Annotated in this window: 19 protein-coding genes; 12 read left to right on the top strand and 7 right to left on the bottom strand. The window is 38.2% G+C overall.

Going from position 1 to position 15,235, the window contains the following annotated elements:
• From LQ216_RS13160 to LQ216_RS13170, 3 genes are all read left to right on the top strand, one after another.
• Nucleotides 1–300 (top strand): hypothetical protein (locus LQ216_RS13160; RefSeq protein ID WP_230129942.1); only part of this gene is annotated, 300 nt, incomplete at its 5' end.
• Between the two features lie 92 nt (nt 301–392).
• A complete protein-coding gene (locus LQ216_RS13165) occupies nt 393–647 on the top strand; it encodes a DUF1292 domain-containing protein (RefSeq protein WP_117307779.1) in 255 nt (84 codons plus the stop codon).
• A 48-nt stretch (nt 648–695) separates the two neighbouring features.
• Complete coding sequence (locus LQ216_RS13170) at nt 696–1,961, top strand: erythromycin esterase family protein (protein WP_230129943.1); 1,266 nt, start codon at nt 696–698, stop codon at nt 1,959–1,961.
• A gap of 83 nt (nt 1,962–2,044) precedes the next feature.
• Here the strand turns inward: LQ216_RS13170 and LQ216_RS13175 are convergent, their stop codons facing one another.
• Together LQ216_RS13175 and LQ216_RS13180 are read right to left on the bottom strand one after the other, a co-directional pair.
• Nucleotides 2,045–2,215, bottom strand: a complete 171-nt coding sequence (locus tag LQ216_RS13175) for a hypothetical protein (protein WP_230129944.1) — start codon at nt 2,213–2,215, stop codon at nt 2,045–2,047.
• Between the two features lie 330 nt (nt 2,216–2,545).
• The gene (locus tag LQ216_RS13180) at nt 2,546–3,205 is read right to left on the bottom strand and encodes a lysozyme family protein (RefSeq protein WP_230129945.1); all 660 of its coding nucleotides are present in this window, start codon (nt 3,203–3,205) and stop codon (nt 2,546–2,548) included.
• Nucleotides 3,206–3,755: 550 nt separating this feature from the next.
• On the opposite strand from LQ216_RS13180, the gene LQ216_RS13185 reads away from it, so the two are divergent.
• Entirely contained in the window at nt 3,756–4,223 is a 468-nt protein-coding gene (locus LQ216_RS13185) for a DUF523 domain-containing protein (RefSeq protein WP_230129946.1), read from the top strand.
• Between the two features lie 173 nt (nt 4,224–4,396).
• Here LQ216_RS13185 and LQ216_RS13190 read toward each other — a convergent pair whose 3' ends face one another.
• The 5 genes from LQ216_RS13190 to LQ216_RS13210 all read right to left on the bottom strand — a co-directional run bounded on the left by LQ216_RS13190 (nt 4,397) and on the right by LQ216_RS13210 (nt 7,395).
• Complete coding sequence (locus LQ216_RS13190) at nt 4,397–4,711, bottom strand: thioredoxin family protein (protein ID WP_117307775.1); 315 nt, start codon at nt 4,709–4,711, stop codon at nt 4,397–4,399.
• A gap of 120 nt (nt 4,712–4,831) precedes the next feature.
• Entirely contained in the window at nt 4,832–5,407 is a 576-nt protein-coding gene (locus LQ216_RS13195; RefSeq protein ID WP_230129947.1) for a TetR/AcrR family transcriptional regulator, read from the bottom strand.
• Between the two features lie 81 nt (nt 5,408–5,488).
• Nucleotides 5,489–6,142: a carboxymuconolactone decarboxylase family protein gene (locus tag LQ216_RS13200; RefSeq protein ID WP_230129948.1), complete on the bottom strand. Its 654-nt coding sequence runs from the start codon at nt 6,140–6,142 to the stop codon at nt 5,489–5,491.
• A 63-nt stretch (nt 6,143–6,205) separates the two neighbouring features.
• Nucleotides 6,206–6,532 carry an iron-sulfur cluster biosynthesis family protein gene (locus LQ216_RS13205; protein ID WP_354959018.1) on the bottom strand — a complete coding sequence of 109 codons (327 nt, stop codon included), beginning with the start codon at nt 6,530–6,532 and terminating at the stop codon, nt 6,206–6,208.
• 161 nt (nt 6,533–6,693) lie between these two features.
• Complete coding sequence (locus LQ216_RS13210; protein WP_230129949.1) at nt 6,694–7,395, bottom strand: hypothetical protein; 702 nt, start codon at nt 7,393–7,395, stop codon at nt 6,694–6,696.
• 229 nt (nt 7,396–7,624) lie between these two features.
• On the opposite strand from LQ216_RS13210, the gene LQ216_RS13215 reads away from it, so the two are divergent.
• From LQ216_RS13215 to folE, 8 genes are all read left to right on the top strand, one after another.
• Nucleotides 7,625–8,563, top strand: coding sequence for a peptidoglycan-binding protein (locus LQ216_RS13215; protein ID WP_230129950.1), 939 nt, complete (start codon nt 7,625–7,627; stop codon nt 8,561–8,563).
• Nucleotides 8,564–8,747: 184 nt separating this feature from the next.
• Complete coding sequence (locus LQ216_RS13220) at nt 8,748–9,296, top strand: GNAT family protein (RefSeq protein ID WP_230129951.1); 549 nt, start codon at nt 8,748–8,750, stop codon at nt 9,294–9,296.
• 80 nt (nt 9,297–9,376) lie between these two features.
• Nucleotides 9,377–9,991 (top strand): LysE family translocator, encoded by a 615-nt coding sequence (locus LQ216_RS13225; RefSeq protein ID WP_230129952.1) that lies wholly within the window; start codon nt 9,377–9,379, stop codon nt 9,989–9,991.
• A 91-nt stretch (nt 9,992–10,082) separates the two neighbouring features.
• Nucleotides 10,083–10,235, top strand: a complete 153-nt coding sequence (locus LQ216_RS13230; RefSeq protein WP_230129953.1) for a hypothetical protein — start codon at nt 10,083–10,085, stop codon at nt 10,233–10,235.
• A 240-nt stretch (nt 10,236–10,475) separates the two neighbouring features.
• Nucleotides 10,476–10,613, top strand: a complete 138-nt coding sequence (locus tag LQ216_RS13235; RefSeq protein ID WP_230129954.1) for a hypothetical protein — start codon at nt 10,476–10,478, stop codon at nt 10,611–10,613.
• A gap of 210 nt (nt 10,614–10,823) precedes the next feature.
• Nucleotides 10,824–13,646 carry a PAS domain S-box protein gene (locus LQ216_RS13240; RefSeq protein WP_230129955.1) on the top strand — a complete coding sequence of 941 codons (2,823 nt, stop codon included), beginning with the start codon at nt 10,824–10,826 and terminating at the stop codon, nt 13,644–13,646.
• A gap of 208 nt (nt 13,647–13,854) precedes the next feature.
• Nucleotides 13,855–14,571: an EAL domain-containing protein gene (locus LQ216_RS13245; RefSeq protein ID WP_230129956.1), complete on the top strand. Its 717-nt coding sequence runs from the start codon at nt 13,855–13,857 to the stop codon at nt 14,569–14,571.
• A 79-nt stretch (nt 14,572–14,650) separates the two neighbouring features.
• Nucleotides 14,651–15,220, top strand: coding sequence for a GTP cyclohydrolase I FolE (gene folE / locus LQ216_RS13250; protein ID WP_230129957.1), 570 nt, complete (start codon nt 14,651–14,653; stop codon nt 15,218–15,220).
• The last annotated feature ends 15 nt before the right edge of the window (nt 15,221–15,235 follow it).

The raw sequence follows: 15,235 nt of genomic DNA on the forward strand, positions 1-15,235 counted from the left end.
GGCAACAAAACAGAATTTTCGGCAACAAAAGTGCGAGTACTGGCAACGAAACAGGGAAAAGTGGCAACAAAATCAAAATTCCGGCAACAAAAATTGGAACTGGCAACAAAACAGAATTTTTGGCAACGAAAGTGCGAGTACTGGCAACGAAACAGGGAAAAGTGGCAACAAAATCAATGTTCCGGTAACAAAAATTGGAACCGGCAACAAAAATTGGAACTGGCAACAAAACAGAATTTTTGGCAACGAAAGTCCGAGTACTGGCAACTAAGTCAATATTCCGTCAACGAAAATCTTTAATCCAAAGGACTTTTTTATAAACCGAATGGTTTCCATATCCTGCTGTTTCTAAAATCAACACATAAGGGCAAGGTAAGACCGAGGTGATTAATATGGATAACCCTAAGCTTCGGGATTTAATTCTTATTGAGGAAGAGAATGGTGACGAAAGGGAATATGCTGTAGAGGCATTATTCGATTTAGAAGATGATTCTTTTGCTCTTTTAACTTCTGAAGAGGAGGTGCTGCTGATGCGCATTGAAGAAGAAGATGGCGAGCAGTTTCTTATCGGCCTGGATGATCATGAGGAAGCTGAAAACATCCTTCATGCCTATCAGGTGGCAATCGAGTCGGCACCGGCTGAATAAAACGGCAAGGAAAAATCTTAATACGGGAACAAGTAAAGGTGGCTTATCATGCTTAAAAAACTCGCAGAAAATATCAAAGACCATTCGGTTCCCTTTGAAAATAGGGATGACTTGGACACACTGGTCAATCAAATAGGTGATGCAAAAATAGTGCTTTTGGGGGAAGCATCCCATGGAACCTCTGAGTTTTATGAGGTCCGGGCAGAATTGTCCAAGAAGCTGATACAAGAAAAAGGCTTTTCTATTATTGCGGTTGAAGGAGATTGGCCGGCAAGCCAAAAGCTGAACCGTTATATTAAAGGCTATGATACTGACAGCAATTCAGCTGAAGAAGTCTTGAGATCCTTTAACCGCTGGCCGACCTGGATGTGGGCCAATCAAGAAATAGCCCAGTTTGTGGAGTGGCTGAAAGAACATAATAACACGCAGCCTGACGGACAGAAGACCGGATTTTACGGGATCGATGTGTACAGCCTTTGGGAATCCATGGATGAAGTAATCCGCCATCTGGAAAAAATAAATTCGCCCGACCTTCCTCTGGCTAGAAAAGCTTTTACATGCTTTGAAGCCTTTAACCGGAATCATGAAAAGTACGCAATCGCTTCAGCCGTTTATTCGGAAGGCTGTGTTGAGGAAGTAACCAATCTGTTAAACCGGATTAATCAGAACAGGAACTTGCATCAATACGAAGAGGAGAACGGCCTGGATCTAAAAATCAATGCGCTGGTTACCGCGAATGCAGAAAGGTATTACAGCACCATGATTTTAAATGACGAAAGCTCCTGGAATATCCGTGACCTGCATATGGTAGAAGCATTGAATGAAGTCATGGATTTTCACGGGCCCGAGGCAAAGGTGATTGTCTGGGAGCATAATACCCACGTAGGGGACGCCCGCGCGACAGACATGGCCGATAACGGGCTGATCAATGTCGGCCAGGTGGTCAGAGAGCAAAACAGGCCGGAAGATGTTTATGTAGTAGGCTTTGGTACTCATAGCGGAACGGTAATCGCGGCAGAACAGTGGGGAGTAGAATTCGAAGAAAAAATAGTCCCGAAGGCTCAACTAGACAGTTGGGAAGATGTGTTGCATCGTTCTGGGGCCTACGATAAAATGATCTTCTTTAACGATGAAAACCGGCATTTATTTTCGTCAAGGATCGGCCATCGCGCAATCGGAGTGGTCTATAATCCCGAGTATGAGCATCTTGGCAACTACGTACCTTCAGTGATTTCGGAAAGATATGATGCGTTTATCTTTATCAATGAAAGCCGGGCGCTCAAACCATTAAAGGTTTCAGTGCCGGTAATGTGAAATGCAGGAATCCAGAGGTTCTCCGGATTCCTGCATGATTTTGCGCATATAGATTATTAGTAATTTTAGATTAATTTTGCCAGCTATGAATTCTGATCACTGTTATCCGCTAGTTGCCGGGCTTCACGTTGAATTTTCTGGACATTCTCTTCTGCGGCAAATTCGGTATCCGAATCACCTGCATGGCCACCCATTCCACCTTGATGTTTGGCATTAAATTTCTCTGCCGGCTTTTTTTCATTTTGATTTGTCACTTATCTCACCTCCGCACATTAATATGCCCCGGAAGTGGGCAAACTATCCAATCTTTCTTTATAATATCAACTGCTAGGAGCCAGACTTACTGCGAATACTTAGTAATTTCGGCATTTATTATCCGAACTCAGATTTATTAACCAAACTCAGATTTTATTATCCAAACCCGAGATTTATTATCCAAACTCAGGTTTTATTATCCCGACTCAAGATTTATTATCCAAACCATTAACCAATAAGTCGAGAGCTAAAAATCACAAACTTTGACCTTTTCTCTGAAGTTGCAAGTTACCATTTTCTTACGAAAGAGCAGATAGGTGCCTCGCCACCTATTTAGTTATACCTACAGGAACAGTACCCGACATGGATTCTATGTTCTTTGTCACTTTTTCACTATAGGTAAAATCTCCATAACAGTATGGATAGCGGAAGTTATTTTTGTCTCCTCGGCAATTATAGATAGTCGGTTTCTTGTTTACTTGCATTAAAGAGAATTTCTTCGCTAAATCTTCATTATGTTTGCCGCCGTTTTGGGCCACATAGTCGACATATCCGATCCCCATGTTATAGGCCTGGATAATTGTAGGGAAATCCACTTTTTTTTGATTTCCATAAGCTACAGCTTGCTGAAAATGTTTTACGCCCTGTTTGATGCTTTGTTCTGGATCTTTAATTGTATTTCGCGCCAATCCTGCTGACTCGGAAGCTTGCATCGGATCCAAACCTTTGCCTTTACTTTCCTGGTGCATCAATGCGATAAGAACCGTTGTGTATTGTTCAAGCTGATGTTTTTCTAATTCATCATGGATTAACGGACGATATTTTTTTGCGTCGCGATAAGGATCGTTGCTAATGATTGAAGACGATTCTTCTTTTAAAGGAACCTGCTTCACATATTCAACCATAATAAAAACGAAACAAAGGATAAACAATAAGAAAAAAATCGTTTTATTATTCCTCTTCTTCCGTTTCCGTCTTCTTTTTTTCATTGTGTTCTCTCCCAGACTTAGTTTCTACTATGCCAATTATAAAGTAAATGTATCTTAATGTCTGAAATAGTGATAGATAAAGTGGGAAAAAATGCTTCGTAGCCTTTTTTCTAATGCGTTAAAAGGAGCAGAATACCTCCATAGCTTGGAGGTGTACTATTGAAGAATAAGCTTAGGGATATGTAAGCTATTAAAATATAATGATATAGTTTAATAGTAAACATCTGACAGAGGAGAATTAATATGGACGATAGTTCGATTTATTTTGAAATTTTTATGTTTTGGTATGTGGGAATTATAATTTGGGTATTATTAGGGCTCTCAATTCTATTTTTTATCATTGCTTTAATGAAAAGATCCCGAAAATTAATGGGCTTGAGTGTTGTGTTTATGTTCCCTAATATCCTGTTACTAATATTTCAGGAAATTGAACCAGTACTTATATATTTATTTATAGCGTGGTTTGCTCTACAAATCTTTATGTTCATTTATCTTCGGCTCAACAAAAATACCATGACTAAAAAATAATTATGGATGGAGGTAAAATCATTTGATCTTAGTGAGTTCGTGTTTAGCAGGTCTGGAAGTTAGATATAACGGTACGCATAGCTTAGATAATAGAATTCAAGAATTGCTGGCAGAAAATAGAGCCATCACAGTTTGCCCCGAATTGCTTGGAGGATTTTCAACTCCGAGAGAGCCTGCTGAGATCATCGGCGGTGATGGGGAAGATGTTCTGGATGGGAAAGCAAAAGTGGTCGAGAAATCGGGCAGGGATGTAACCGAGCTATACATAAAGGGCGCGTACCGTACGCTAAAAAAAGCCCAAGAAGTCAATGCAACAATCATTGTGCTTAAAGAATACAGTCCTTCCTGCGGCAGCTCAATGATTTACAATGGTGAATTTAAAGGTAAGAAAAAGGTTGGAAACGGAGTCACAACGGCCTTGCTTAAAAGAAACGGGTTGCGGGTCATATCAGAAGAAAATGTTGGTGACTTTCTTGATGAAATCAAATAAATAATCTCAGGTAACTGCTGGTGTAGTTCTATACCAGGAGCAAATTTATCTATATTTAATAGAAGGGGAGCTAGCCTTTTAATGGATATATTTCTATATATTTTTTCAGTAAAATGGAAAGGGGCTTGGATAGATGTCCAAGCCCCTTGTGTAAGTTCCTAAAGAGGAAGTATTTATATGGTGTTTAAAAATTCTCTCACAGCATCTGCTGTTTTGGCGTTTGCGCTATGCAAGTGGGCAAGCTTTTCGCCATTTTTAAATATCAATAAAGATGGAATGCCCATAACATCTTGCTCTTCAGCAATTTCCGGGAACTCATCCCGATCTATTTTAAACCATTGTTTGTCCTGATGTTCTTCTGTAATTTCATCGATAAACATATTCAAACGTTTGCAGTCCGGGCACCAAGTGGTTGTAAAGATTCCCACTGTAAGTTGATCCTGGGCAATGTCATTGCGGTATTCTTGCTCTGTTTTGACTTGTTTCATGTTTTTCTCCTCAAATCCTTTTTCTATTTTTACTTTTGCTGTAATAAAATACTTTCTATTATTTGATGTACATACTGTTTGGTACAAAATATAGTTTTTGAGACCTCTTAAAAAACTTCCCTATGATAGATTGTATTGTTTCCGAATCACTTCGAAGACATTTTTTAATAATGAGAGGTCTTGCTGACTTTTCATGAGTAATATTCCGCCCTCAATCATAGCAATCATCGCTTGAGCACTTTTTTTAGTATCAATGGTCGAGTCCAGTTGATTTTGCTTGACCATCTCGTCCAAAATCAATTCTACTGCCCCAATCCAACGTTCGAAAAAATGATGGATTTTAATGCGGAAAGTTTCATCATGTTCACTCATTTCAATGGCTAGGTTGCCAATTGGACAACCTGGTTTTTTTTCCATCTCAGCATGAAAGGTAATGGCCCACTCTAGCATCTTGTTTAATTTTATTGCGGGTTCTTCCGCTGTTTGGAGAATGCCATGGATTAACTCTCTATCCCACTCTTGAATAAGATCTTCAACAACGGCTAGCCCAAGATCATGTTTAGAGGAAAAATAATGATAGAATTGTCCTTTTCCAATACTAGCAGCTTGAAGAATATCAGTTATCGATGTTGCCTGATAGCCTTTGGAATGGATAACGTCCCGGGTTATAGATATGATTTCTTGCTTTCTAGACATACTTACACACCTTTATCACCAAGTTTGTACTCTATATTATAGTACAAACTACAATATAAAAGTATATTCATACATCCGGTCTTATTCACCGTAGCTTTGAATCATGTTCGCCATATGGGCATATGCACCGCCGGCAAGCAAGGCAGAAGCAACCAGGATCGCTTCGGAAAGTTCTTCTCTGGAGGCACCGGCTTTTTCCGCGTTTTTAGAATGAACATCAATACAATACGGACATTGGGTTGCATGGGCAACAGCTACCGCGATAATTTCCTTGAATTTCACACTTAATTTTCCGGCTTTCATAGCAGCGGCACTGAAACCAGAATAGGCTTTAAAACCATCTGGAGCCGACTTACTTAAATGACCTAGTTTTTTAAGATTGGATCTGGCATAAAGCGCATCATCCGCTTCCGGATCTAAAGCATTCTGCATATGAGTACTATGAGTAACCGCACCACCTGCTTCGACACCGGATACTACAAATACGGCTTCCACTAATTCTTCAAGAGAAGCACCTTCCGCTTTAGCGCTGCGTGTATGGCTATCAATACAATAAGGACATTCGGTCACATGGGCGGTAGCTACCGCAATGATTTCTTTTTCTTTCTTCGTTAGGGCACCTTCTTTAAAAACTCCACTGTTAAATTCGGAAAAAGCTTGTAGTTGATCAGGAGCAAGATCTTTGATTCGATTAAGGTTTTTTAAGTTTTCTTTTTGATAGAAGCTGTTTGACATAAAAACACCCTTTCGTTTTTCTGATACTATAATTTTTCCATCTAAAGGAAATGTATTCCTCATTTATTTAATCTTAGAAATAAGCGCCATTCTTCCGTTTAAAATTTGCTGAGGGCTTTTTAATTGAAAACTGTTAACTGAAGATGAGTAATCAATTTTCAATTCATCATCAAAGTAGATGAGATTAGACTTTTCCATTAAAACAGGCCGATCGTTCGTTTCAAAGGAGAGATCATCATTTTCATTCGCTGAGGGGACAAACCATAAAGTCGGCACTCCTCCGGAACAACCGCAATCCTTTGTTTCGTATCGAATTTTCAGAACACCTTTTTGGTCTCCGACTTGTTTGTTCAGTTCTTTTTTTGCATGGTCAGTTATGGTGATATTCAATGGTCCCAACTCCTTTTATTGACCCAATTATTAGGTCAATTAATTTCAGTACCTACCGTTCGGTACAGAATGAGTGTAACATATTCATTTTTCATTCGGCAAGCAAAATAACTTATCAAACAAAAAGACGATAAATCGCAATGATTTATCGACCTTAATTATCAGGATTGTTTCGCAATCTTAGAAGGATTGTTAATTTTATACCTAATTTCTTTATTGAACTTCTTATCGACAATCTTCGCGTCAAAGGTAATGGCATTGCCTACTTCAAGTTCGTGTTTTTTCAGGGTATTGCTGTATCCACACCAGGCTTCCCCAACTTCTAACGGGTTATCTCCGATGATTTTAACATTTTCTAAAATCAGGATTTCGTCTTCGCTTTCGTTAAAGTGGTTGTATTTCGTTGCAAACTCTTTTACAACGGCTTCAAATGATACTTTTTCTGATGGCAGTTCAAGCTTAGGTTTTGAAGTTTTTGCTGCTTTTTTGCTTTTAGTTTCCTTCCCTTTGCTTTCTTGAGCGGGCTCGCCAGATTCAGGAAGCTCTCCATTTGTGGAAGATTCGGGTGAATCAAGCACAGATTCTCTGCCAAAGGAGGAACTTTGCATTTCCTTTAAATAAGCAGGGTGAACACAATGAAGTGCTTCGTTGGAAAAGGAGACAACCGCTGTCTCATGATCGCCATTGCTCTCATAGCCTTTAATGGTTACGGTGTATGTAGTGTTATCTCGTTTATACAAAAACTCGTGCTTAGCCGCTTTGGATGAAGCTGACACGAGACCCCAATCTTTGATTTTGAGGATATATTCATCTTCATCGCTGAATCTTAGATAATCATCTTGTGGCGGGATAGTGGTAAACATGCTCGGTTCCTCCTTTTATTTATACATATATTGTACAGGAAATACTGCAAAAGAAAAAAGCCTAGAAATCGTACTGAAACGCTTTTTAAAAGTCAGAGAATTGAGTATTATTTCATTTTTTTGATTTCTGTAATGTTTCTTAACTTGAATGTTATGGTTTTAAAATAAACATGTCATTTTAAAGTGGTAGCATTTGGGGTATAGAAATGAGTTTGGGGGAAATAAAAAATTGAAAAAATTAGTAGTATCCGCAGTAATGGCAGGTACTTTACTTGTCAGCAGCCCGTTAGCCAGCAGTGCAGCCTTAGGTGACCGAACGTTAAAAAGTGGCATGACTCACAGCGAAGTGAAGCAATTGCAAGAAGTATTGAAGAAAAAAGGATATTTCAAAAGCAGTAAAACAACGACTTACTTTGGAACGGTTACGAAAAGTGCAGTTGTTAATTTTCAAAAAAAGAACCGCCTCAAAGCAGATGGAATTGCTGGAGCAAATACATATAAAGCATTAGGGATCAAAAAAGGTGCGGCTCCCGCAGTGAAGAGTTCAAGTTCAAGCTTTGGTAAAAGAACGTTAAAAAGTGGCATGACCCATAGTGACGTAAAGCAGTTGCAAGAAATTCTCAAGAAAAAAGGATATTTAAAGATCAGCAAAACGACGAACTACTTTGGTTCAGCTACCAAAAGTGCAGTCATCAATCTCCAAAAAAAGAACCGCCTAAAAGCAGATGGCGTTGTTGGTCCTAGTACTTTTAAAGCATTAGGCAGCGCGGCAAGTGCGACCAGTAAAGTGGCCGGTGTTTCGTCTACTTCTAAATCAACCAAGATCGTATCAACAGCAAAAAAGTATCAAAGTTCGCCATATAAATGGGGAGGCACTACACCAAAAGGTTTCGATTGCAGCGGATACATCAACTACGTTTTCAAGCAAAGTGCCAATATCAGTTTACCAAGAACGGTATCCGATATTTATAAAAAAGGCGTCAGGGTTTCCAGCCCGCAAGTCGGGGATCTCGTATTCTTTGAAACCTATAAAAAAGGTGCATCTCATGCCGGGATTTATATCGGAAACAGACAATTTATTCACAGCTCCTCTTCAAACGGAGTGACTGTCAGTTCTTTGAACAATAGCTACTGGTCTCCAAGATACCTAGGAGCGAAGAGAATATAAGCGAATAGAGGCTATCCTTTCGAGGGTAGTCTTTTTTTGCTTTCTTCAATTTAGTGTAATTCGGAAGGTGGGGCTGTATATAAAATTAGAAATTGAATGTTATGATAAAAGTGCAGTGAAAAACGGACGTAAATGTCCTTTTAGCTTAAAATAAAAAAATTCAATATACACAGGAGGTAATGCTATGAAACTCCAAGGTAATCATGTTTTTCTTAGAATGTTAGATACCAATAATGCGAGTGCTGTTTTACAATTAGAACTTAAGAACCGGGATTTTTTTCAAAAGTATACAGCCTTACGGGCAGACGAATTTTATACATTGCAGGGCCAGATTGACCGAATAAACAAGAATAAAGAAATGATTGAACGTGACCTACTTTATTCTTTTGGCATTTTCTTAAATGAAGATGAGAAGTTAATCGGCACAATCGCATTGTTAGAGGTCTTAAGAGGGGCTTTGCAAAGCTGTTTTGTCGGCTATTCCCTTGATCAAGAACAGAATGGCAAAGGGTATATGACGGAGGCTGTGGGCTTAATCGTAGATTTTGCATTTAATGAACTGAAGCTGCATCGGATTGAAGCTGGAGTCATGCCGCATAACCTGGGATCAATCAAGGTATTAGAAAAATCCGGATTCCATAAAGAGGGCATCGCCAAAAGCAACGTGAAGATTAACGGAAAGTGGGAAGATCATCAGGTGCTCGCGATAATAAACGATGATGAAACCATTTAAGAAAACTGAATGTTTAAAACCCTATGGTAAAATAAAATAGGTGAAAAAGCTTAATTTTTTATAGAATCAAGGAGGATCAGATGGTTGCATTTGTGTTAGTCGTATTAACTTTATTCGTCATACCAGGCCCGGCTGTCATGCTAACCCTGGCTCAAAGCATCAGCGGTGGGAAAAGAAAAGGGATTTTAACAGGACTTGGGATTGCTGTTGGGGATTTGATTCACACGATGGCTTCTGCACTTGGTCTTTCCGCCATTTTAATGACCTCGGCGTTTGCTTTCGAGATAGTAAAATATTTGGGAGCGGCGTATTTGCTCTACTTGGGGATACGCGCCTTATTGGAAAAATCAAAAAAGCTTTCAGTGCCCACACCAAAGGAGAATACCGATTCCCGCCGTTCCTTTACTCATGCTATCGTCACTGAAATACTCAATCCAAAAACGGCATTGTTCTTTCTTGCCTTCCTTCCTCAATTTACACATCCGGAAGAAGGTTCAATAATCGTCCAATTATTGATTCTTGGACTAACCTTTGTTTTGTTAAGCATTCTGTATACAACATTTATTGCTTTGGTTGCCGGATCTGTAAGCCAATGGCTCTCCCGAAATCAAACGTTTGCCCGCTGGCAGGGAAAGGTTGTCGGGGTTGTATATGTTGGTTTAAGTGTTCACATGGCTTTGCAGAGCCAAAAATAATTTACGTAATGAGAGCAGGGGATTTCCTGCTTTTTTTAATGTTTAAATAAGATGAAACGAACAGGGCAAAATGAACATGGAGGTGAAGCGCATGAGCAAAGAAGAATTTTTGAAAAAAGCGAGAGATATGAATCAGGATGTGGAGTACGAATATAAAAAAGGAACCAAAAATACTGTAATAGTAAATGGTACAGATGATGATAGCTCCGGTGATGATACTTCACTGAACAATCATAATTCTTAAGCCTAGAGCCCAAGTACTTAAAAACAGGGAATCCACATTAGGATTCCTTTTTAGTTGATCATTGCCTGTTTATACAATTCAGTTTTTAAGCGATTTTCTCTGACAGATTAAAGAAAAAAATGTTCTTTTTCCACTAAACTCATTTCCATCAAAAGTCTTAGAAAAAAATCAACCTAACGACGAATGAGTCCTTGTATCTGAATGCCGTATAGTTGCATTAAGAACAAGGAGGCGGTAGGAATGTATGACAATGACTATCTTTTAGCGGAACTAATCAGAATCAAGAAAGAAGAATTGGATAGAGAAATGCGGTTTAAAGAGACATATAAGCTATACAGTGATTGCGACAAGAACGTTTTGACCAGTAAGAAAAATTAACGTTGAGTTGCTTCGGCAGCTCTTTTTGGTGTTGGAATAAAATAGAGGCAGTTGTAGGGAAGGCAATTTTTACCTATGTTAAAATTCTTTACGCTGTTATACTATTCTTTAAAAATACCTTTGTTAAAAAAAGGGGAGGCAAGTAATCTTTTCCTTATGAATTTCAGGCGTATTTTGTTTATTACTAATTAAGGTGGACTGGATATTTATATGATCACTAAAAAAATGTTTGTGCTGTTAACGATTATGCTTTTCGGGTCTCCTCTTTCTTATTTTCTGTATTCCGATCGTTCAGAAATTAGGATCGTTATTACTATAAATCTGGTTCTTTCCTTACTGCTTTTTCTTGTCATACTAAGATCCTATTTCACTGGTACAGGCAATGGTCAATTTATTTTGAATAGAAAGAGCGAAGGATATTATAAAACCCTTTTCGAGAATAATCCTTCTCCATTTTTCCTTGTTGATAAAGATGGTAAAGTCACCGGTACAAATCAGGCAGTATTAAATCTGCTGAATTACAAAACTGCTGATCTGGAATCAAAGGAATTTTGGAAACTATTTGATGATGAGGAAGACCTGTTGCTTATTAAAGATCATTTTGAGGTGGCCAGGGAGGGGAAAGCTAGAACTTTCCTGGGAAAAATCGCCAAAAAAGACGGCAATCCCATTGAAATGCAATTTAAGATGATACCTATTAAAGATACAGGTTTTATAATTATTGGTAATGATGTTACAGAATTAATTAGGTACAAAGAAAGAATTGTAAAAACTCAAATCGAATTAAGAAATACCGTACGACAGCAACAAGGGATGATATTTAAATTCATCAAAAAAGGGGATACATTTATCCATACTTTATGCGATGGCGAATTAGTTAATAAGCTTGGGTTATCTTCAAAGAATATAGTAGGGAAAAGTTTGCATGACTTTTTATCAAGAAAAAACGCTGATGAAAAGCTTTATCATTATAATAAGGCGTGGAGTGGCCAGGTTACATCTTATGAGGGGGAAGCAAACGGAACCAGTTATCTTGCATCTCTAAGTCCGGTATTTAAGGATGGAAAAGTAATCGAGGTTATTGGGTCCTGTATTGATATAAGCGTCAGGAAATCAATGGAGGAAGAGCTTCGCAAAAATGAAAGATTATATCGTACGGTCCTAACGACAATGTCGGATGGGATTTTTCTTATAAATAAATCCAGAATGATTACTAATCTGAATGTGAATGTGGAGCGAATACTTGGAATCCGTTCGGGTGTATTTAATGAATCTACTATGCGGGAACTAGATATCGAGTTCGTAAAAGAAGATGGGACATTAATCGCTTATGCAGATTTACCAGGAATACTGTCGGAAGACAAAGGGGCCCCAGTAAGTGATGCGATTATGGGGTTCAAAGAAGGGGGGCATATTAAAAAATGGATATCTGTTAACGCTACATCCCTGTTTTTACCAAATGAAGAACAAGCTTCCCTTGTTTCCTTTTACGATATTTCTCTGCAAAAGGAACAGGAACTTAAATTACGAGAGGCGAATACGTTCAACCAGATTCTTTTGGATAACATCCGGATTGGGATTCTGGTGGTAGACACAGGTAGTAAAATATTATTAATGAACAAAGCATTAAAAGAAATTATCGGGATTGATCCTGACAAAGATGTGATTGGAATCCAGGCGGAAAAATTCCATTATGCTTTTGCAAATACACAGAATTTTGACGAAATGATAGTGGAAATAGCAACCGAAAGAGTCCCAAAAACAATAAATGTAGAATCAAAAAGCGGTTCTGTTTATCGACTGAACTATGTACCTATTCTGACCGAGAATAAGGGGAAAGCGAGCCTGTGGACATTTGAGGATATAACTAAAATCAGCAAACTACAAGAGTCCGCCTTAAAGGCAAAAGAAGAGGCAATCAGTGCAAACATGGCCAAATCGGATTTCTTATCCAAAATGAGCCATGAACTGCGTACGCCATTGAATGGAATTCTAGGATTTTCTCAATTATTGGAGCTGGAAAAAACAATTGATGAACGCCAGCAAAAGTTCGTGAAGGAGATATTAAAAAGCGGCGAACACCTGCTAAATCTTATCAATGATATATTAGATATTTCACGTATAGAATCCGGGAAAATAAAAATTGAAATAGAAACTGTTAACCTAACAGGTTTACTTTCTGAAAGTGTGGAAATGATAGGACCGCTGGCTGAAAAGAGAAATATAGAAATAATAAACCAGATCGGGAAAGGCAATGACATTTGCGTTAAAGCAGATGCCGTTCGTTTACGGCAGGTGATGTTAAACCTGCTTGATAATGCGATTAAATATAATGAAGAATATGGAATGGTTGAAATTTATCTCGAATTGGATGAGGACGACATTACTGTATTCATTAAGGATACGGGAATAGGCTTTAATGACGAGGAAGCTGCCGATATTTTTAAATTGTTTTACAGAATAAATGGAACAAATGCAGAAGGATCAGGAATCGGGCTATCGTTAACTAAACAGCTTGTTCAAATTATGGGTGGGACTATTGGTGCAACGAGTATAAAAGGAGAAGGAAGCACATTTTGGTTTAGCCTGCCGATTTACAATGATCAGGCATCAGGTCAGGAAAAAGGCGAATATATAATCCAAGATCATGAAGAAAGAAAGGAACTACCCCAACGCAGAATTTTGTATATAGAGGATAATCATTCGAATATCGATTTAGTTAAGGAAATTATCGAAACCCAAATGAATCATTCCTTACTTTATGCTACAACTGGAGCCGAGGGATTGCACAAAGCAAATACCGAAAACATTCACCTTATCCTGCTGGATATGAACCTTCCGGATTTTAGTGGGTATCAGATTTTAGAAGAATTAAACATGCAACAACTCACAAAAAACATTCCTGTTATTGCGTTAAGTGCCAATGCCATATCTAAGGATATAAAGAAAGCCATGGATAGTGGCTTCGATGATTATATTACAAAACCTATAAATATTAACCACTTTTTAACCAACATTAATAAGTATCTATAAGATTACTAAAGAGACCAAGATAAGGTCTCTTTTTTTGTGTTTTTGGAAAAATGTCGCAACATGTTCCCTATAAAGCGCGAAAACCGAAGAAATATGTCTTAAAGGTGTCGAAAAACGTGTGTCATGCCCAAAATGGGTTAGACAATATTATAGGTATAAAGGTATATTTGATTTACAATTTAATCCAGAGGAAGGTGAGAAAAGTCGCATGAAAAATAAGGATAAAGACCTAGTTGATATGAATAAGCTGGAATATGTATATCAACCACTCTGGAATATCACTAATTGGCGGGTATATGGGTATGAGGGGTTGCTCCGAACTCAATTGGATGAGGTTTTTAAACCGGAAGATTTATTCCATCAGGCCAGATTAGAAGGAACTTTATTTGAAATAGAAATATGTTTAATAAAAAACTATATTTCGAATTACCCACTTTTCAGGACGAAACCCGAATTGCTTTTCCTTAATATTTTTCCATCTTCTTTGCTTCATCCGGAATTTGAATGTTTTATCGAGGAGTTGCTAAAAGAGCATCCGTATATAAGCGGAAGAATCGTTTTTGAGATAAATGAAACGATGGAGGAGTATCATACTTGGCAAGTTCCTGAGTTAAAAGAAAAAGTGTCATTATTAAAGGAAAAAGGCTTTTATGTGGCGCTTGATGATGTGGGAAAAGGGGCAGCTTCACTGCAGAATATAGTCGAATACAAACCCAATTATATTAAATTCGATAAGTACTTTTCACAAGAATTAGCGTCAAACAAAGAAAAACAGGCACTGATTTCGTTCTTCACGGATTATTGTGATGAAAATATGATTTTTATTTTGGAAGGTATTGAAAGAGATATTGATTTGGCACAGGCGAAATTATTAAACGTCCCGATCGCCCAAGGATACTTGCTGGGAGAACCGAAACAACTATAAGCCGTGCTCAATTAACATAAAAAATAACTTAGATTCTCTTTAGCTGGTTTTGCGGCTAAAGCATATTGGAGGACTTAAAATGGCAGTTGAATTAAAGCATGAATTATTAGAAGAAAATATTAAATCAATCTTGAAACTTATCGGTGAGGATCCATCAAGGGAAGGTTTATTAGACACGCCCAAACGTGTTGCCAAAATGTATAAAGAAGTTTTTGCAGGAGTAGGTATTAATCCGGAGACGGCCTTAACGACAACTTTCGCAGAGGATTATGATGGCTTGGTTGTTGTAAAAGATATTGAATATTACACTTTTTGCGAACATCACCTTATCCCATTTTTCGGTAAAGCACATATCGGTTATATTCCAAATGGGCGAGTTGTTGGGTTAAGTAAATTTGCCAGATTAGTAGAATTAGCATCTAAAAGGCCCCAAGTGCAAGAAAGGATGACACAGCAAATTGCCGATGCGGTTATGAATGTGCTGAATCCGCAAGGGGTAATCGTCAGCATCGAAGGCCAACACCTTTGCATGTGTGCAAGAGGAGTTAAAAAATCAGGAAGCTCAACGGTCACAACCATCAAAAAAGGTGTATTCCAAGAGAGTGTTCCTTTGGCGGAAGAATTTTACCGGGCTATTTCAAAAGATTAATAGGAGGTGCCAGTC

The sequence above is a fragment of the Bacillus sp. CECT 9360 genome, from assembly GCF_918741275.1.
In the GTDB taxonomy this organism is placed as follows: domain Bacteria; phylum Bacillota; class Bacilli; order Bacillales; family DSM-1321; genus Peribacillus.